The sequence below is a fragment of the Mycoplasmatota bacterium genome, assembly GCA_018394295.1.
Taxonomy (GTDB): Bacteria; Bacillota_I; Bacilli_A; order Haloplasmatales; family Haloplasmataceae; genus JAENYC01.
Genome location: CP074573.1, coordinates 1,256,943 through 1,277,622, shown reverse-complemented (window position 1 = coordinate 1,277,622; position 20,680 = coordinate 1,256,943). Strand labels below are relative to the sequence as shown.

Below are 20,680 nucleotides of genomic sequence, written 5' to 3'. Positions count from 1 at the left end.
TTTATAACGCTACTTTAAAAACAACTAATAATTCTAAGTATTAATCTTTCAAAAATAATGTCGAATATGTAGAGTAGAGTGGGTAAGCAAAAAAATACAAACATTTTTGATCTCATTATCAAATGATTGGAATAGAGCATAATTTAAATTCTTTTATAGATTATTCTATTTCTTTTTGTTCAATGATTTAAATCTAAGTGAACTACTATCATTACTTACTTCTCACCCGGTCATCGTGTTTGTTATTTTAACTTCCTATAATACATATTATGTGATATTCAAGAATTATGTATTTTATTATTACTAAACAATAGAATTTAATATATTGTTACTATTATACAATTATTTTCATAAAATAACACAGTAAAATACACCATAATGATTGTTATGATGTATTTTAGATAAATAATTGTGATATATTACCATTATTTCTTACATTATTAACTATATTGTTTAATAGTGACAAACATCGACAATATAGTATAGGTAAACTTTTTATGATTTATATTATAAAAGTAATGAATACATTTAATGTTATCAAATATTGTCAAAATACCAAGTTTTAAATATTAAATATCGACAATATTCTAAGGTATAAATATAGTCATATAATCTATTAAATAATTATAGAATTATGAGTATATATATTACTTAATAAATTGTCGTAAAAAGTATAATTGTTTATTAAAGAAATTAGATTGATCTGTAAAGTAATCAACAAGTGTTAAATCCCCTTCTTCATTGGCAGCATCAGCTAGTGAAATAGATTTTTTATTTAAAAGTTCAAATTGCTCTATTTCACTTTCTATTGTTTCTCTGGCAGTATAATCTTTTGATTCCATTGTTTTAATATCAGCTAGATCATAGATTTCTCGTAAACAAGTTAATGGGTATATTCCTTTTGCTTTAAATATTTCTGCTAGTTGATCAATACTATCAAATAAAAATTCATATTGCTCCTGATATAATCTGTGAAGTGTTATAAATAATCCTCCTGTTACATTCCAATGAAAATTTAAAATATTATAAAGCACTGTATTTAGATCAGCAAAATACTTTTTCAAGTTTTTTTCATCCATTTTTACCCCTCCTTTTACAATATATGACAATAATCTTCTTAAGTTGCTAACTATTATTTATTCCCTCTATTAATGATGTAATTATTTGTAGACTGTGAAATTGATTAATTAGTTAATACCTTATTCGACATTCATTTACCAGTATAAATTAAACCAAAATGTAATTATGAATATGTTTAACAATAAATTGTGAACCGAAAGAAAGTTATAACATAAAAAAAGGATGCATAAGCATCCTAAATGATTGAAATTATTGAGTTATTATTAATGAACTAAATTATGTAAATACTTTCCTGATTTATAACGAATATAACAAAAAACAACTTTTATCACTAATTCAAAAGTAATAATTAAGTATATAATAGGGATAGATAATGGAGTGAAAAGAACCAATAGAAAGGCCATTGGTACAGCGTATCCCCATAAGGTTGAAACCTCAAATATAAAAGCTGCTTTTGTATCTCCTCCACTTCTTAAGATACCAACAATAAATGTAGCAGCTAATAGATTAAAAGGCATATATCCTGCAAAAACAAGAAGACAATTTTGTATATTATAAATAATTGCTTCTCCTTGAGTGTTAAATATTATAGGAACAAGTGGAATAAAAGCAATTAATACAAGTGAGGTTAAAAAACCAAAGCGAACTGAGTTATATAAAAATAACTTAGCATACCATTTTGCTTCATCTATTTTCTTTTCTCCTATTTTTTTACCAATCATAATGGCACTTGAATTAGCAATTCCCATTGTAAATACAGTTAACAATGCAACAATTGTATCAAATAACTGCATTGACGCTAATGCATCTGTTCCTTTTTGTCCATAAGCAGCAAAGATTGAGATAATCCCTAGCGCCCAAAAGAACTCATTACCAACTACAGGTATAGTTTTTAAATATATTTTTTTAAACAATTGAGGTTCATAAACAAAATTCTTTATTTTTATAAATAATACAGGATGTTTTGTGATAAATATATAAAATAAATATATGATTAACTGTAAAGAACGAGATATAAGCGTTGCTATTGCAGCCCCTTCAACTCCCATTTCTTCAAAACCTAATTTCCCAAATATTAAAACATAATTTAATAGTGAATTAACAATAACACCAATACCAGAAACAAAAAAAGGAAGCATGACTTTTTCAGTAGCTCTTGAAACCATTTCAAAACTAAATCCGATCGCTGATATTATAAATGTGAAACTAGTGATTCTTAGGTAAGTAACACCTAACGTTAGAACTTCTGGATCATCTGAAAAAAGGGATAAAATTTCTTTTGGAATAACTAAACATAGAAGGGTTATTATTACTGATATAAATATACCCGTTATTAGAGCAAGCATATATACCGATTGAAGTCGTTTTATATCTTTTTTACCCCAATATTGTGAGACAAAAACACCAAATCCACTATAAACCCCATATAATGTAACGATCATTAGAAAAAAGACTTTGTTACTCGTACCAACAGCAGCTACAGCTGTTCCTCCCAATTTACTAATCATAAAGGTATCTACCATATTCAATAATGAACCAAGTAAAGCTGTCATGGCCATCGGAATCGCTAATCGAATTAATCCATGATAAAAAAGAGAATTTTTAGAAAAAGAATATTTTTTAAACATCATATCACCTACTATTCTATACAACATCGTACCATTATATCATAAATCAATATAATTATCCATGAAAAAAAGAGCCTTTCGGCTCAGTCAAATAATTCCAAAATATCTTTTTCAGACATTTTGGTTATAATACCATCATCTTCGACAATAATTGAATCAGCTAATCTAAGTTTTGATTCTTGCAGTTTGAGTATCTTCTCTTCAATGGTATTTTTCGCAATTAATTTATATACCTGGACATTTTCTTTTTGACCAATTCGATGGGTTCTATCTGTTGCTTGATTTTGAGCACTAATATTCCACCAAGGATCATAATGAATGACAACATCAGCACTGGTTAAATTTAAACCAGTCCCCCCAGCCTTTAATGATATTAAAAATACATTGGTATCATCTGCATTAAAATGATCGACCAAACGTTTTCGTTCTTCTTTTTTAGTCGCACCTTCTAATAAGTAAAATGAAATTCCTTTTTCAATTAACTTGTTTTTAATAATCGCTAACATAGAGGTAAACTGAGAAAATAACAATATTTTATGTCCAGATTCAATTGAAGTGTCGATTAGTTGTAGACACATTTTCAATTTTGCACTCTCACCATGATAATCATCATAGTATAAACTAGGATCACAGCATAATTGTCGTAAACGGGTTAACATTGATAAAATCATCAACTTATTTTTATTAAAACCAGATTGTATTTTTTCATTGACTTCTTTTTTTATCAAAGCAACATTGGCTAGATATAACTTTTTTTGTTCTCCTTCTAGATAGGCATACATCGTTGTTTCAGTCTTATCTGGTAATTCTTTTAAGACATCCTTTTTTAATCTTCTAATAACAAAAGGTGTTATTAATTTCTTTAAATTACATAAAACTTTTTTATTTTCTTCTTTTACAATTGGGATTTCATAATTTTGATTAAACTTTCGATAAGAATATAAATAACCAGGCATAATAAAATCAAAAATAGACCAGATTTCCGCTAGATTGTTTTCAATTGGTGTTCCAGTCAATGCAAAACGACATTGACTTTTTATTTGCTTAACAGAACGAGCATTTAAGGTATGATGGTTTTTTATATATTGTGCTTCATCGATAATATGAAACATAAATTTTTTATCTATATATAAGTCAATATCCCGTTTTAAGTAATCATATGAGGTAAGTATGACTTCATATTGATCAATTCTTTTAATAATATCTTTCCTAGCATCGATAGAGCCAATGATTGTTAATACTTTTATTTGAGGAGCAAAATGATTTAATTCTACTTCCCAATTTAGTACTAATGAAGCCGGACATACAACCAAAGTGGGAATTGAATTAGGTGTTTCATTTAAATAGGATTGAATTAATGATATAATTTGAATCGTTTTACCCAATCCCATATCATCAGCTAAGATGCCACCAAATCCATAATAACTCATTGTTTTTAACCAACGAAATCCTGTTTTTTGATAGTTTCTTAAAATATCTTTTAATGTATCTGGAATTATAAAAGCTGTATCATCTACATCTTTCACATCACGAACAATTTCTTTAAAGTAATTATCACGTTCAGATTTAATAAACTCACTATTTTTTAACATATTGTCTAAGAATAATGCACGATATTTAGGAACTGTAACATTTTGATTTTCCAAATCTTCAATTGATAAATCAAGACCATCGGTAATTTGAGCGAGTTCTGATAATGAATTATCTTCTAAATGGATAAATGAACCATCTTTTAAGCGAAAATATTTTTTATTTCGTTTATAGGCTTGTAAAATATCCATTAACTCATTCATCGGAAATTCGGATGTATCAATATCAATATCTAATAAATGATGATTTACATTTACACCAATTTTAATACTTGGTGACTTTCTTACAAGTGATTTAAATTGATCAGAAACATATATTTGCATATATTTAGATAATTCTTCAATTCCTTCTACATAAAGATGATAAATCATTTCATTCTCATATATTTGAAATTGTGCTTTTTCTTTGTACTCTATTTCAAAATATTTTTTAACCATGTTTTTAGCGATTAGTTCTTCCTTTACATTTCGATAAATGTCTCCTCTTCTTTCATCAAAAGCATCAAATTCATAATCACCATATATAAATTTTAATTTTGCTGACACAATATGTTCTTCATCCAAATCTATATATAATTTTGATACTAAAGGCGTAGGTTCAAATTCGCTTAATATATTTTCATCAGCATTAATTGTTATATGATTTCTTATTTCATTTAAGACATTTATACAAAATGTGGGCATATCTTGACGACTAATAATGAGTGAAGCTCCTTTTTCTCTTAAAGCTTGAAGTAAAGGACCGACCTTTTCAGTAAAATTCTCATTTAAACGGTAAAGTAAATGATCAATTAAAATATATTGATATGATTCACCATTTAATATCAATGCTTCTTTAAAATTAATCGATAGGTCAAAAGCATCCTCAACTGGTTTGATTGACAAAGTAATATTTGGTTTTGTATCAACAAAAGTAACCTGTGTTTGCTTCCCATTTTCTGAAAAATTTATATTTTTATTGATATAAATTTCAAAAAATTTATCTAAAGCACTTGGTGATATCGTTAAAAAACGATCATCATTTCTTGGTCTGTAATAATTTGATTCTAACTGATAATAATGTGATTCAAAATATACATTTAAAACAAACTTTACTAAAGCCTGTGAGTCTTCTGAAAAATGTTTAATATCATGATAAAACGTTAAATTTTTCCCATATTCTGTAATATTATGCTCATTCATATCATGATAGAACTTTGATAAGCTACGTAATACATAAGGTCTTACATGACCAATCGTAAAACTCATTCGTAATTTACCTTTATAATCAATATCCAATTGTGGAATTAAGTGCACTTTTTGAAAAGAAGTATCTGAAACGACTTCATTAATACTTTTATTCGTGTAATTGGTAATCATTTTAGCTGCAATTCTGTCTGTTTTGGTAACTGATTGACCAAAATGAGTTGGTTTATGGTCAATATCATAATAATAATGAAGTAATAAGGCGATAATGTGTTTACAACAGCCTTTGTAGGTATTAAATGCTTGACATTGACAATTATATTCTTCTAATTCGTTATATTCATTAAATTCTGCTCTTACTTGATAAATATTATTTAGACTTCCAATCACTTGGGCATCTAAGGTTATATTTTTAGAGACATTCATATGGTAATTTTGTACATGTCCATTTTCATAATAATCAACACCACGTTCAAATGTGATTTGATTTGATGCTTGTTGTTTAATTTGTTTTATATTCATTTAATACCTCCTCATTCTTATTATTTTACATGAATTTTACAAAGATGTAAATAACATTGATGTTTAGTTAAATAAAAAATAAAACAAGATGATAATCAATCTTGTTTTATATGTCATAAATTATTGTAAATCATTTAAGAAGCTTTTTCCTATTTGACCATTTTGGACTTGATAATTTTCAGCGATTGTTGCGCCAATATCAGCAAACGATGTTCTAATTGATAAAGCTTTCGGTGTTTTTAATTTTTTACTGTAGACTAAAAGTGGTACATATTCTCTTGTGTGGTCAGTTCCATGGTGAATAGGATCATTACCATGATCGGCTGTTAAGATTAATAAATCATCTTCCTTTAACTGATTAAGCATTTTACCTAAATAAGTATCAAATTCATTTATTGCTTCGCCATAGCCGATTGGATTTCTTCTGTGTCCATATAAAGCGTCAAAATCAACTAAGTTCATAAAACAAATACCTGTAAAATCTTTCTTAATTTGCTCTAGTAAGATTTCACAACCATTTGTATTTGATTTTGATTTGTAGGCTTGTGTAATCCCTTCTCCATCATAGATATCTTTAATCTTACCGATGGATATCACATCATAATTATTTTCTTGTAGATAGTTTAGTACAGTTTTACCAAAAGGTTTTAAAGCATAATCATGACGATTAGGTGTACGCTTGAAATTTGCTTTATCAGTACCAATAAAAGGTCTAGCGATTATTCTTCCTACCTTCCATTCATCTGATAAAGTCATTTCACGGGCAATCTCACATATTCGATATAATTCGTCAAGAGGGACAATTTCTTCATGAGCGGCTATTTGTAATACAGAATCGGCAGAAGTATAAACAATTAAATCACCTGTTTTCATTTGTTCTTCGCCAAGTTCTACTAATATCTCTGTACCAGATGCAGCTTTGTTCCCAATCACTTTTCTTCCTGTTTTTCTTTCTAATTCATCAATTAATGCTTTAGGAAATCCTGTATCAGTGAATGTTTGAAAGGGTTCTGTGACATGAAGTCCCATAAACTCCCAATGCCCTGTCATGGTATCCTTTCCTACTGATTTCTCTTCCATTTTTGTAAAATATCCCATAGGTTCTTCTGTTTTTGGTACATTTTTAATCTCGGTTATATTTCCATAACCTAATTTTTGCATATAAGGTAGATTAAGTGTCATTTGTTCTGAGATATGTTTAATGGTGTTACTACCTTCATCACCGTATTCTTGTGCATCTTCCATCGCTCCACAACCAAGCGAATCTAATACTATTAAAAAAGTACGTTTAAATTTCATTTTTTAGCTCCTTTTACTTCTGTTTGATTTAAGGTATGGATATTTTTTCGTGGATGAAAGTCTCTTATCACATCATTTAACCGTTTACTATTTACATGGGTGTAAATTTGTGTTGTTGAAATATCACTGTGCCCTAATAATTCTTGGATATATCGTATATCAACTTGATTTTCTAATAAATGTGTCGCAAATGAATGTCTTAATTTATGTGGTGATAAGTTTCTTGTTAAGTTAATTTTATTTGCCTGTGTTTTTAATAATTTCCAAAACACATACCTAGATATTCTTAAACCATTTTGGTTTAAGAATAAAATTTGGTTATCATAGTGAATATTTAATTTATTTCTAGCACTATTTAAATATTTCTCTAATAATTTAATTGCGATTTCACCAATCGGTATAATTCTTTCCTTATTACCTTTTCCTCGACATTTCAAAAAACCCATTGATAGATGTATATCTTCTATATTTAAGTTTACTAGTTCACTGACGCGAAGTCCAGTAGAATACATTAATTCAACCATCGTTTTATTTCTTAAATCAATAGCGGTTTCTTCTGTAAAACTATTTAATAATGCATCTATTTCTTGTGTTGATAATACTTCAGGTAAACTCTTTTCTAGTTTGGGTTGTTCGATAAAAAACGATACATTTTCAGTAATATAATTATTTAAAAATAAAAATTTATGAAACATTTTAATCGCTGATATTTTTCTCGCAATTGATTTTGGTTTTAAATTTAAGTCATGTAAATGATTTAGAAATTCAATAATATGTTCTCTTTTTATTAAGTTAATATCAGTCACTTTTAAATAATCACTATACTGTATAATATCGTTATTATATGAAGTGATTGTATTTTGACTTAATCCTCTTTCGATTAGTAAATAATGATTAAATTCATCAATTAAATAATCTATATTATTATTCATTGTTATCACTCGTTTGACACTCTTGACAAATCCCACTTAATATTAATTCATGATTCATTATTTGAAAATGATAGTCTGTTTGAACTTTGTTTTCAATGTGATCAAGTAAATCATCACTTATTTCAATCACCTTTCCGCAGTTATTGCATACTAAATGATGATGAAAATGTTTTTCATCTAAATCAAGTAAATCATATCGTGCAAATTCTTCATTTTTAAAATTAACTTTCTTTAATATTCCTGCTGAACAAAATAGTTCTAGTGTTCTATAAACAGTTGCTTGTCCAGTTTTAGATTCATTTAATTTTCTTAATATATCTTCTGCGGTAAAATGATCATCTTTATTATTTAAAAATATATTAAGAATTTCTATACGCTGTGGTGTTATTTTAGCATGATGTTCTTTAATTTTACGAAGATATTTATTAAGTTCTTGTTGAACTAAAATCATGGAATCACCTCTTTATATTAAAGATTTTAAAATATTTGTAAATACATTACCAAAAATACTCATGATTAAAGCATAAATAATCAATATTCCAGTCGCAAAAAAGAGTTGATTGTAATATTGATTGAGTAAGTCTTTTAAATACTTACGGCTACTACTCTGAAAGAAATTTTTAAATATCGCTAACGATAATCTGATTGAATGACTTGAAATATAAATTAATAATGGAATTAAAATTACATTTTGCGGAAATGTATAAAAAAAACCAATCAATAGACCTTGAAAACCTAACTGATAAGTAAAACTACTTATAACAACACCATACATAAATCCAACAAAGAAAATGATAAACATTACCAATATTATACCAATTATTGTTAAAGATAGAAACCATATTATAAAAATATAGGTAAAATGGGTAAAAAAACTTTTGATGAGCAATGATAATGATTTTTCAACTGATAATACTTCTATGGTATCTTTAACAGGATTAATTACAGATAATAATTTTTGATTATTTAAATCATAACAAACCACATTACCAGAAATAAAACCTACAATAAATAAAATTACTGTAAAAAGATAATAGGGTACACTTTTATTAACTATCTTTTTTTGATAGGATTGATCTTTTTGATTATATGAATAATACTTATTAACTCCATGCCTCATAATATTCGCCTCATCAAATAATAAATTATAATTAAAAATTATATAGTAAATTATACGAATTCAATGGACAAATTATTATGAAATTATTTATTTATTAGAAAAAAATCGACGATTTAAATAATCGAATATCCTTGGAAAAAAATGATAAAGAATATTTAATAAACTAACTGACCTAGGAATATCACATTTTCTTTTCTTTTTTACATGATAACGATAGGTTTTATAAGCAACCGTTTTTGGTTCAATAACTTTTTTAACTTGTGATAGATAGCTAGGATCTTTAAAAAAGTTCGTCTTTACTGTAATTGGATGGACGGTTAATACATGAAGTTTAGGATATTCTAATCTTAATGTATTTGAAAAACCATAGAGAGCGTATTTAGAGGCTGTATATACGCTTGATTTTAAGTTAGGTAAATAACTCAAGACAGAGCAAATATTTATTACAGAGCCTTTATTTCGCAATATATTGCTTAATAAAATTCTAGTCCCTAGTATGGGAGAAATAACATTGACATTTGTTTGTTCCTGGATGTTTTTTAAAGATAAATCTTCTACATATTCAAAATAAGAAAGTCCTGCATTATTAATTAAACAATTGATTTCATAAGTTTGGTTAATTTTTTCAAATATATTTTGTACATTGTCTAATTCATTTAAGTCACAAGAGATACATTCAATCAAAACGTCATACATCGCCTCTAATTCTTTTTTTAATTCAACTAGTATATTTACCCTTCTTGCGATTAAAATTAAATGATGGCCATGTTTTGCATATATGTAAGCTAATTCCTTACCAATACCACTTGAAGCACCGGTTATTACGGTATATCGCATTTTTTATCCTCATTTCTTTAATTTATTTCCTTTTTTTATTGTATTGTCACCATATTTTCGGTTGATTTTATTCATTAACTTAACAATTTGTTCATCTTCAGCAAAGTGTTCATAATTAAATAAACTTAATTGCTTATTCATAACTTTTTTCTCAATAAGATGGGAAGTACTTACACCTAATAAACGAATCGGAGATTTATTCCATAATACATCAAATAAATCGATAATAATATTATATATCACATGAAATTCATCAGTATAATTACTTATTGTTTTACTTTTTGTATAAGATTTAAAATCTACATATTTAATTTGAACTGTAATAGTTTTGGTTAAATAACGATGCTTATTTAAACGTTTAACAACACTTTCTGTTAATTCTCTTAAATGCTTGTAAGCTATCCTTTCATGTACAATATTTTCACGATACGTTGATGAATTTCCTATACTTTTATTGTCTGCATACCTTTCAGGGTCAACGACATTATTACCATAACCTAAGGCATTTTGATAAAAATGAGTATATTGATTCCCTAGAATTTCTTTTACTGTATCTTTATTTTCTTCTTTAACTAATTCTCCTATTGTTTTAATGCCTTTACTAATAAGTTTAGGTGCAGTTTTTTTACCAATTCCATACATGTCACCAATTGGTAAAGGCCATAATTTTTCTTTTATTTCCTTATTTCTTAACACAGTAATTCCCATTGGTTTTTTCATATCTGAAGCCATTTTAGCTAAAAATTTATTAGTCGCAATTCCAATACTCGTAGGTAATTGATACTCATCTACTAATTTTTGTTGAATTTCTTTCGCTAGGGTTATTGGATGGATGTTTTGACAACGTTCTGTAACATCTAAATATGCCTCATCTATAGAAGCAACTTCAATATATTTTGAATAACGTTGTAAAAAACAGATAAATTTTCTTGAGTTTTCCCGATAAAGTGCCATATTTGAAGGGATACATAAAATATGTGGACATAATCTTCTTGCTTCAAATACTGGCATAGCTGCTTTGACACCATATTTACGTGCTTCATAACTAGCAGTTACAACAACACCTTTATTATAAATCGCTGCTTTACCAGCAATCGCTAATGGTTTATTCTTTAATTCAGGATGATTAATGAGTTCACATGAAATAAAGAAAGCATTCATATCAATGTGAAATATGATTTTTACATTACTTTTCATACTTTCACCCCTTTTAATTTACTTTATTTTATATTATAATAAAGAAGGACATACTAATATTATAACATTTTAAAATTGAGGTGAAAACAATGGCAAAGAAAACAAATAAAAAACCCGGACAAGCATCTTCGTCTGTTAATAAAAATAGCGCTTTGACTATGAAACGCCGAGATAATAACTTAAACCATTCAAAATTTACAAAATTCATCATTATTTTAATGATTTTAGCATTTGTGGGCGTTCCTGTAGCGGGATTAGTTGCATGGTTAGTTAGATTAATCTAAAAAAATACTACACATAATGTGTAGTATTTTTTTTGTTTATTATGATGCTTTACGATGTTCCAATCGTAAGCGATCTGCTATCATAGCAATAAATTCTGAATTGGTCGGTTTTGATTTTGCTAAACTCACCGTATAACTAAATATAGAACTAATAGCATCAATATTACCACGGTTCCAAGCTACTTCAATTGCATGTCTAATTGCCCGTTCTACTCTAGAAGAGGTTGTCCGATACTTTTTAGCAACTTCAGGATATAACACCTTTGTGATTGATCCTAAGATTTCAATATTACTATATACCATAGATATTGATTCTCTTAAGTATAAATACCCTTTAATATGGGCAGGAACACCAATTTCATGTAAGATAGCTGTAATTTCAGAATTTAAATCAGTTGGAACTTCACTTTGAATCGCAAAAACACTTTTATTTTTTGATTTCTTTGTTGATTCAGCTGAATTTCCTAAATCATTTATCAAATCGATAATATGATTTACATTAAATGGTTTCATAACGAAGTAATCTGCACCTAATTCAGATGATTTAACTAATAATGATTCTTGATTAAACGCTGAGAAAACAATAATATGTTTCGGACGTTTATAGTAGTTATCACTAGTTAATTTCTGTAAAACTTGAATCCCATCAAAATTAGGCATTACTATGTCTAGAAGTAGAACATCGACCTCAGTAGTTTTTAATTTCTCTAGTAAACTCACTCCATCATACGTGCATCCAATGATTTCCATGTTATCCTGAAGATTTATAATTTCTCTCATCATCGTAACATGTTCTCTACTATCATCGGTAATAAAAACCTTAATCTCTGACATCTTTATACAATCCCCCTCTAAAATATATCAAAAAAGCTTACAAACTAATTATAAAATACATATTATAGCAAGTTCAATAAATATTTATTGATTTCCGCTTATTTTATATATATAATAAGCTTTTCGACATATTTTTATTGTATTAATATGATTTAATTGATAATCTAGAGTCGATTTTGTCGAAAATAAGTACTAATCTTGAATATCAATTCCCATATCTTCTAACATAAATTCAATATAAACTCCATAACCTATTGTCGTATCATCAACTAATACATGCGTAACTGCGCCAATAATTCGATTATTTTGAATAATTGGACTTCCGCTCATTCCTTGTATTATTCCGCCTGTTTTATTTAACAAACGTTCATCAGTAATTTTAAGTTTTATCCCTTTGATATCTTTTTGATTTTGCTTAAATGTCTCAATTATTTTGACATCAAATGCTTCTACTTTGTGTTTATTAATGACTGTTAATATTTTTGCATGTCCTAGTTGAATTTTGTCTTGAGTTGCAATTTTCAATTTCTTTTTGTTTTTAAATGAATTTTTATCTACTTTCCCATATATACCAGTTATTGAATTGGTATTAATTGTCCCTATACTTTTTTTATCAAAAGTTGCTCTTTTTTCTCCAGGATTTCCACGTATACTCTTGTTTATACTAGTTACTTCTGCTTTTTTTATATGACCATTTGTTTTATATAATTGCATATCAGGAATATTTTTATCCTGAATTTGATGACCTAATGCGCCAAAATTAGTATCATCATAAATAAAAGTTAGAGTTCCTATTCCCATAATATTATCCCGTAAATAAATACCTAAACTAATTACATTATTATTTGTTCTAGTTGGATACATTTTTTTACTTAAGAGTTTATTATTTCGCTTTATAATAATATTCATCTGTCGATCATGAATATTTTTATACTTAGCTAGCTCACTTTTGATATCTTCTATATTATTGATTTTTTTTCCATCAATATATAAAATCATATCGCCTGATTGAATTCCAGCATCCTTTGCTGGATTAATCGTTTTTTGATTATTTCGCACATTATATGTATCTACTACAATAACATTAGTTTGAAGTTCAATTCCAATTGTCTCCCCACCTGGAATTAAATAAATATCTTCAGCTTTAATGGTTTGGCTCCCATAAACATCGATATTAAAGAAAAAAGATAAAATTATGGTAAATAGAATGGTAATAAAATATTTCTTTACATTAATATCCATTCACCTCAATTCCTTACAAGCTACATTTATATTGTTTGTCCTTTTTCAAAATTATATTAAGCTTTCATGGCAATAATTAATGGAAGTAAAGAAACTTTATTTTATATATAAATTTATATTTATTAATATATATTTTGTCATATTATTTAATTTTTAACAATAAAATTTTATTTTTTTAAAATTTATTGTTAATTTATTCTATCTTTAATAAATTCTTAGCGTTATTTATGACGACTTCATTTATGTCATCACCAGCAATCATCTTCGCTATTTCCATAATTCGTTCGTCTTTATTCAATAATTTAACGTTTGTATGTGTTCTATTGTTTTCTTCTATTTTAGATATATATAAATGATGATCACTAATTGAAGCTACTTGAGGTAAATGTGAAATACATAAAACTTGGGTATTATTGGAAATTGATTTAATTTTTTGAGCAATTGCACTAGCAGTAATTCCTGAAACACCAGTATCAATTTCATCAAATACAATGGTAGATAATTTTTGTTTCTCAGTTAGTATTGTTTTTAACCCTAACATAAATCGTGATAATTCACCACCTGATGCTACTTTTGATAAAGGTTTAGCAGGTTCACCTAAATTAAATGATACATGAAAATCAATTGTATCTATACCGTTCTCATTAAAAATTTTAGGATTTAAATAATCATTTTCCTCTAAGTTTATATAATTAAACAAAATATTAAAGGTTGTATTTAATAATTTTAAATCATTTAAATGGTTTATTAAGTGCGTTTTTATCTCTTCTGCAACTTTTTGTCTTTTTTCTCTTAATTTCAGTGCATGCGATAAAGTAATCTGATATTGACTTTTTAATTGTTCCTGTAATGAATTTAAAATAATATCAAAATTTTCAATATTTTCCATTTTTTCTTTTAAATTTTCTTGATAGTCAATTAAATCATCAATTTCCATCTTGTATTTTCGTTTTAATGTAGAATATACATTTAAGCGAGATTCAATTTGATCTAATGCATTTGGATTATAATCAAGTACTTGTATTTCAGTAGATAAAACACTTGATAAATCATCTAATTGATAATAAATGGCACGTAAATTTTCACTCATCTCATTATATTTTGTGCTTATTTGAGCTATTTTACTTAAGTGATTTGCGCAATGATATATATTTTCTAAAATTTTATTTTCATTTAATTTTTCATGTGCTGTATTTAGATTTTCAAAAATTTTATCATAATTTACGAATTGATTTCTTTTTTCATTTAATTGTTGATATTCAACTAAACTAATATTTGCTTGTTTAAATTCATTTTGTTGATATTGATAAAAATCTAATTTTTCTTGATTCAAGGCATTTTCTTTAATTAAATCATTATATTTTTTAAGGATACCTAAATAGGTTCTTAATTCTTGTTGATAGGATGTTAACGTGATTGAAAAACCCTCATCACAAAATGAATCAATTAAATACAGATAATTATTTGTGTTAATCAATCGTTGTGTATCATGTTGAACATGAACATCGACTAAAAATCCACTAATCTTTTTTAATTGATTAACTGTAACTAAATTACCATTTAGTCTACATACATTCCGACCATTTTTAGAGATTTCACGAATGATAATTAACATTTGATCTTCATAATCAATTCCAAAATCAGATAAAATTTGATCGATTTTTGAATTTTCATAATAAAATAAACCTTCAACTATCGCTTTTTCCTTATCAAATCGAATCATGTCATTTGATGCACGTTCTCCTAACAACAAACTAATTGCATATATTATAATTGATTTTCCTGAACCTGTTTCCCCCGTTAATACAGTCATTTGCTCATCAAATGAAATCGTTAAATCATCGATAATCGCAAAATTTTTAATTTTTAACTGCGATAACATATTTATCACCCACTATTTTAATTCATGCGCTAAATTAACAACTTTTTCAATATTGATTTTATTTTTTTCTAAAGTTTCATTATTTTTTAAATGTAGTAAAAATTCTATATTTCCTTCGGTCCCTTTTATAGGTGAAAAGGTAAGATTTAATACTTCAAAATGAATTAATTCACAAAAATCAATAATTTCGTTTATAACAGCTAAATGGACTGATTTATCTCTTACAATTCCTTTTTTTCCTACTAGAGCTTTTCCTGCTTCAAATTGAGGTTTAATTAATGCAACAACCTCTCCATTTTCTACCAGTATTGTTTTTAATACAGGTAAAATTAATCTTAATGAGATAAATGAAACATCAATAGATGCAAATTCAGGTAGACCTTTTGTAAATAATTCAGTTGTAGCATAACGAAAATTACATCGTTCTATACTAATTACTTGTTTATGTGAGCGCATCTTCCAATCAAGTTGATTGTAACCCACATCAACAGCATAAACAAGTTTAACACCATTTTGAAGCGCACAGTCGGTAAAACCACCAGTTGAGGCACCAATATCAAGCATTATTTTATTTTTAATATCAATATCAAATGCTTGTAAAGCTTTTTCTAATTTATAACCACCACGTGAAACATATGGACAAACATTTCCTTTAACAATAATTTCTTTTGTGACATCCACTTTTTCACCTGGTTTATCAATTTTTTCATTATTAACAAAAACAAGACCAGCCATAATATTTCTTTTTGCTTTTTCTCTTGTTTCAAAAAATCCTCTTTCAACTAATAAAACATCAATTCGCTCTTTATTCATCGTACATTTCACCTTGTATTTGTTCAATAAATTTTAATATAGATGCTTCATCTAGGTGTAAATCTTTAAAAATAAGTGCTTTATCACCCTGTTCAACAAATTGATCATCAATCGCTAAACTATAAATTTGAGTCGTGTTAAATTGATGTTTTTGAGCAAATTCTAATATAGCACTATTTAACCCACCAACTTTAATCGATTCTTCAAAGATAATGATTGGTTTATTTTCCTTTAGTAAAGCACTTAACATGTCTTCATCTATAGGTTTTATAAATCGAGCATTAATTATTTTCGCATTCAATTCATTTTTATCACATATTTCTTTTATATAAGAAACGCTTGGGCCGTAAGATATAAAAATCAAATCATTCCCTTCACGTTCTTTTGTCCAAGTACCAATTTTTATAGGCTGGAAGATGTGATCTGTTAATTCTTCAACACTTGCATTTCCTCTTGGATAGCGAAGAAATGTTAATTTTTTACTTTCAAAAGCAGTATATAGTAAATCATAAGCTTCTTTAGGGTCTTTTGGCATCATAATTATTGTATTTGGGATATGACGTAAAAAAGAAATATCAAAAATACCTTGATGTGTACTACCATCGCCATCCACTAAACCAGCACGATCAATTCCAATAACAACTGGTAAGTTTTGTCGTGCTAAATCATGATTCACTTGATCATAAGCTCTTTGTAAAAAGGTTGAATAAATCGCAACATAGGGTTTCATATGGTTACTTGCTAAACCACCTGCAAAGGTAATGGCATGTTCCTCAGCAATACCTACATCAATTAAACGATCAGGAAATGCATCTTCAAATACTTTAAGCCCTGAACCATTTTTCATCGCTGGTGTTATCACCACAATGCGACTGTCTTCTTCAGCTAAACGTGTAACCCCTTCACTTATAATATTACTCCAACTTTTTAAGTTTTCTTTCTTAGAAGCGATAGATTTACCAGTTATAATGTCAAAAGGAGATACACCATGCCATAAACCTTCAATATCTTCTTCAGCATAAGAATATCCCTTACCTTTTTTAGTAATGGCATGTATTAAAACTGGTTTATCGATTGCTTTAACATTATTAAACGTATGAACTAAAGTAGGTAAATCATGACCATCTATAGGACCATAATATTCAAAACCCATTTCTTCAAAAATATTTGTTTGTAAGAAAAATGATTTAATCCCATCTCGAATTCTTTTAGCTAAACTAAACATGTGTTTTTCTTTATTAATCACATTTAAATAAATTTTTTTTGCTTTATTATACTTACGACTTAAACGCATTCGATTCAACATATTTGTCATTGCACCGACATTTTGTGATATGGACATTTTATTATCATTTAAAATCACAATTATTTTCTTATTAGCTTGACCTAAATGATTAAGAGCTTCAAAAGCCATGCCTCCAGTTAATGAGCCATCTCCAATAACAGCTAAAACATGATATTTTTCTTTTAAATAATCTCTTGCATAGACAAATCCAGCAGCAGCCGATATTGAAGTTGAACTATGACCTGTTTCCCAAACATCATGCTCACTTTCACTCATTTTAGGAAAACCACTTAAACCATTATATTTTCGTAAGGTATCAAAATATTTAGCTCTTCCAGTTAAGATTTTATGGGTATAGGCTTGATGTCCAACATCAAATATAAATTTATCATAAGGGCTATTAAAAACTTTATGTAGGGCAACGCTTAATTCTACTACACCTAAATTAGGTCCTAAATGACCACCGGTTTTAGAAACACTTTCGATCAAAAAAGTACGAATTTCAGCACATAATTGTTCTAATTGCTCAATTGACATAGTTGATAAAAATTTAGGGTCTTTAATGTCATACAATTTCTGCATCTTATCACTTCTTCCCTTAGTTTACTTATCTCTCTCGATAATTAGTTTAAATATTTCCTCAATTAAATGGGAATTTATATTTAAATGATGAATTAGATTTAACGCTTTTTCATAATGATCTTGTAAATGTTGTTTTGATTGTTCTAATCCTAATAAACGAACATAGGTATATTTGTTGTTTTTTTCATCACTATTAATAGGTTTCCCAATTATAGTTTTATTACCAATGACATCTAAAATATCATCTTTAATCTGAAAAGCAATTCCAATATGATAACTTGCTTCTTTAAGAATAGATAATACTGTCTTTTTTTGATTGGCAATAATTCCCCCTCCAACAAGAGCGAATTCTAACAATTTTCCCGTTTTATGCTGATCTATTTTTTTTAACATCTCTAAATCTAACACTCTATCTTCATTTTCAATATCTAATTGTTGACCACCAATCATTCCGTTTGCTCCACTACATGTTGTTAATGTCTCAATAAGAGATATCTTTATATTATCAGGTAATGATTGATCTCTTGTTATCAGTTGAAGAGCATTTATAAGTAAGGCATCACCAGCTAAAACAGCAGTTGCCTCTCCATATACTTTATGATTGGTTAATTTCCCTCTTCTATAGTCATCGTTATCCATTGCTGGTAAATCATCATGAATTAAAGAAGAAGTATGAATAAATTCTAAAGCAGAAGCTGTATGAATACCTTTTAAAACATCGACGTTAAAAGCATTTAATGTTGCTAGTAGTAATAAGGGTCTAATTCTTTTCCCTCCTGCTGTGTAAGAGTATAAAATGGATTCTTTTAAAATATCCGCTAAATTTAAAGTGTTAATGTAAGCTACACTTATTTCATCGACTTTTTTTAAATAATGATTTCTAAATTTTTCTAAATTCATTTTATTCTCCTGTATTCTCACCATTTATTTTAACTACTAACTTCTCTGCTTCTTGTAATTTTTGATAACAAAAACCATATAATTTTAAACCACGTTGATATAGTGTAATACTTTCATCCAAATTTGCTGAACCTGATTCTAATTTTTTAACAACTTCTTCTAATTCTAACATGGCTTGTTCAAAGGTCATATCAGTCATAACGCTTCACCTCTTTATCTTTAACTTCACAATGAATGATACCATCTTTTAAATAAATATTTAATAAATCTTCTATTTTCAGTTCTTTAATACTACTAATAGGTTTATTTTCTTTTTTAACCATAGAATATCCTTTTTGTAGAAGACTCAATGGATTAACGAGTTCTAATTTGCTAATCAGTTGAAGAAACTGATTATTTAATCGTTGATAATTTTTATCAAAAGAATAATCTAACTTATCTTTATAAGCTTCTAATTTTTGATTTTGATTCGATAAAAAGGAAAGTGGATTACTTTTTTCTAAATTAGCATATAACTTATCTAATTTATAATAATTTTGTTCATATAATCGACTAGGATTAATAAACACATAACTATTTCCTAATTTATTTAAAATTTGATTGCGATTTTTAACTAAATTATTCATGATATGACTCATTCGTTTTTTAGTTTGAGATAGATAATTTAGTAACTCTTCTTTGTTAGGCACTGCTAATTCACTAGCAGCAGTTGGTGTTGCAGCACGTAAATCACTAACATAATCACTAATAGTAAAATCTGTTTCATGTCCTACCGCAGAAATAATTGGTATTTTAGAATGATAAATCGCATAAGCAACTACTTCTTCATTAAAACACCATAAATCCTCAATAGAACCACCACCTCGTCCTAAGATGATTAAATCGATGCCAGGATAATGATTCGCTTTATTTATCGAGCGAACAATATCATCTTTAGCATACTCTCCTTGAACAAGTGTTGGGAAGACAACCACTTCACATAATGGATAACGTCTCTCAATTGTCGTTATAATATCTCGGATTGCAGCTCCAGTATCAGATGTTATAACCCCAATTTTATTTGGAAATTTGGGAAGAGGTAATTTATTACTCGAATCAAAGAGTCCTTCCTTTAACAGTTTTTCTTTTAATTGTTCAAATCGCACATAAAGGTCACCTAACCCATCTAAGATGATGTTTGTGACATAAATTTGATAAGATCCACCTTGTAAATATAAAGAAACATATCCTTCAACGATAACTTTCATCCCATCTTCACATTTAAATTGAACCTTACTAGTATGTTTAGAAAACATCATGGTACTTATTTGGGAAGACTCATCTTTTAATGTAAAGTAGTAATGACCTCTACTATGATGTTTAAAATTAGAAATTTCACCTTTTAGGTAGATATTTTGTAAATTTTGATCATGGTCAAAACAATATTTTAAATATTTATTTAACGCAGATACTGTTAAAGGTTGTTTCAT

18 protein-coding genes are annotated in these 20,680 nt (G+C 27.5%); 1 reads left to right on the top strand and 17 read right to left on the bottom strand.

Annotated features, from left to right (window positions below; translation table 11 throughout):
- Positions 1–647: 647 nt before the first annotated feature.
- From KHQ81_05865 to KHQ81_05825, 9 genes are all read right to left on the bottom strand, one after another.
- Positions 648–1,079, bottom strand: coding sequence for a DNA starvation/stationary phase protection protein (locus tag KHQ81_05865; GenBank protein ID QVK19226.1), 432 nt, complete (start codon positions 1,077–1,079; stop codon positions 648–650).
- Between the two features lie 264 nt (positions 1,080–1,343).
- Positions 1,344–2,708: an MATE family efflux transporter gene (locus tag KHQ81_05860; protein ID QVK19225.1), complete on the bottom strand. Its 1,365-nt coding sequence runs from the start codon at positions 2,706–2,708 to the stop codon at positions 1,344–1,346.
- A gap of 83 nt (positions 2,709–2,791) precedes the next feature.
- A complete protein-coding gene (locus KHQ81_05855; protein ID QVK19224.1) occupies positions 2,792–6,004 on the bottom strand; it encodes a DEAD/DEAH box helicase in 3,213 nt (1,070 codons plus the stop codon).
- 120 nt (positions 6,005–6,124) lie between these two features.
- Complete coding sequence (gene deoB, locus KHQ81_05850; GenBank protein QVK19223.1) at positions 6,125–7,303, bottom strand: phosphopentomutase; 1,179 nt, start codon at positions 7,301–7,303, stop codon at positions 6,125–6,127.
- Entirely contained in the window at positions 7,300–8,235 is a 936-nt protein-coding gene (xerD, locus tag KHQ81_05845; protein ID QVK19222.1) for a site-specific tyrosine recombinase XerD, read from the bottom strand. Before xerD ends, deoB begins: the two co-directional genes overlap by 4 nt.
- Positions 8,228–8,686, bottom strand: coding sequence for a transcriptional repressor (locus KHQ81_05840; GenBank protein QVK19221.1), 459 nt, complete (start codon positions 8,684–8,686; stop codon positions 8,228–8,230). Before KHQ81_05840 ends, xerD begins: the two co-directional genes overlap by 8 nt.
- 12 nt (positions 8,687–8,698) lie before the next feature.
- On the bottom strand, positions 8,699–9,355 hold the full coding sequence (locus tag KHQ81_05835) for a stage II sporulation protein M (GenBank protein QVK19220.1): 657 nt from the start codon (positions 9,353–9,355) through the stop codon (positions 8,699–8,701).
- Positions 9,356–9,442: 87 nt separating this feature from the next.
- Entirely contained in the window at positions 9,443–10,192 is a 750-nt protein-coding gene (locus tag KHQ81_05830; protein QVK19219.1) for an SDR family NAD(P)-dependent oxidoreductase, read from the bottom strand.
- A gap of 9 nt (positions 10,193–10,201) precedes the next feature.
- Positions 10,202–11,389 (bottom strand): DNA polymerase IV, encoded by a 1,188-nt coding sequence (locus tag KHQ81_05825; protein QVK19218.1) that lies wholly within the window; start codon positions 11,387–11,389, stop codon positions 10,202–10,204.
- An 89-nt stretch (positions 11,390–11,478) separates the two neighbouring features.
- Between KHQ81_05825 and KHQ81_05820 the strand changes: the two genes are divergently transcribed.
- Positions 11,479–11,673: a hypothetical protein gene (locus KHQ81_05820; protein QVK19217.1), complete on the top strand. Its 195-nt coding sequence runs from the start codon at positions 11,479–11,481 to the stop codon at positions 11,671–11,673.
- A 39-nt stretch (positions 11,674–11,712) separates the two neighbouring features.
- Here the strand turns inward: KHQ81_05820 and spo0A are convergent, their stop codons facing one another.
- From spo0A to KHQ81_05780, 8 genes are all read right to left on the bottom strand, one after another.
- The gene (gene spo0A / locus KHQ81_05815; protein ID QVK19216.1) at positions 11,713–12,507 is read right to left on the bottom strand and encodes a sporulation transcription factor Spo0A; all 795 of its coding nucleotides are present in this window, start codon (positions 12,505–12,507) and stop codon (positions 11,713–11,715) included.
- A gap of 192 nt (positions 12,508–12,699) precedes the next feature.
- On the bottom strand, positions 12,700–13,749 hold the full coding sequence (spoIVB, locus tag KHQ81_05810) for a SpoIVB peptidase (protein QVK19215.1): 1,050 nt from the start codon (positions 13,747–13,749) through the stop codon (positions 12,700–12,702).
- Positions 13,750–13,942: 193 nt separating this feature from the next.
- The gene (recN, locus tag KHQ81_05805) at positions 13,943–15,631 is read right to left on the bottom strand and encodes a DNA repair protein RecN (protein QVK19214.1); all 1,689 of its coding nucleotides are present in this window, start codon (positions 15,629–15,631) and stop codon (positions 13,943–13,945) included.
- Between the two features lie 12 nt (positions 15,632–15,643).
- The gene (locus KHQ81_05800; protein QVK19213.1) at positions 15,644–16,444 is read right to left on the bottom strand and encodes a TlyA family RNA methyltransferase; all 801 of its coding nucleotides are present in this window, start codon (positions 16,442–16,444) and stop codon (positions 15,644–15,646) included.
- Positions 16,437–18,311, bottom strand: a complete 1,875-nt coding sequence (gene dxs, locus KHQ81_05795) for a 1-deoxy-D-xylulose-5-phosphate synthase (GenBank protein ID QVK19212.1) — start codon at positions 18,309–18,311, stop codon at positions 16,437–16,439. The genes KHQ81_05800 and dxs overlap by 8 nt, the downstream gene beginning before the upstream one ends.
- 21 nt (positions 18,312–18,332) lie before the next feature.
- Positions 18,333–19,211 carry a polyprenyl synthetase family protein gene (locus tag KHQ81_05790; GenBank protein ID QVK19211.1) on the bottom strand — a complete coding sequence of 293 codons (879 nt, stop codon included), beginning with the start codon at positions 19,209–19,211 and terminating at the stop codon, positions 18,333–18,335.
- A gap of 1 nt (position 19,212) precedes the next feature.
- Complete coding sequence (xseB, locus tag KHQ81_05785) at positions 19,213–19,410, bottom strand: exodeoxyribonuclease VII small subunit (GenBank protein ID QVK19210.1); 198 nt, start codon at positions 19,408–19,410, stop codon at positions 19,213–19,215.
- Complete coding sequence (locus KHQ81_05780; GenBank protein QVK19209.1) at positions 19,403–20,680, bottom strand: exodeoxyribonuclease VII large subunit; 1,278 nt, start codon at positions 20,678–20,680, stop codon at positions 19,403–19,405. The genes xseB and KHQ81_05780 overlap by 8 nt, the downstream gene beginning before the upstream one ends.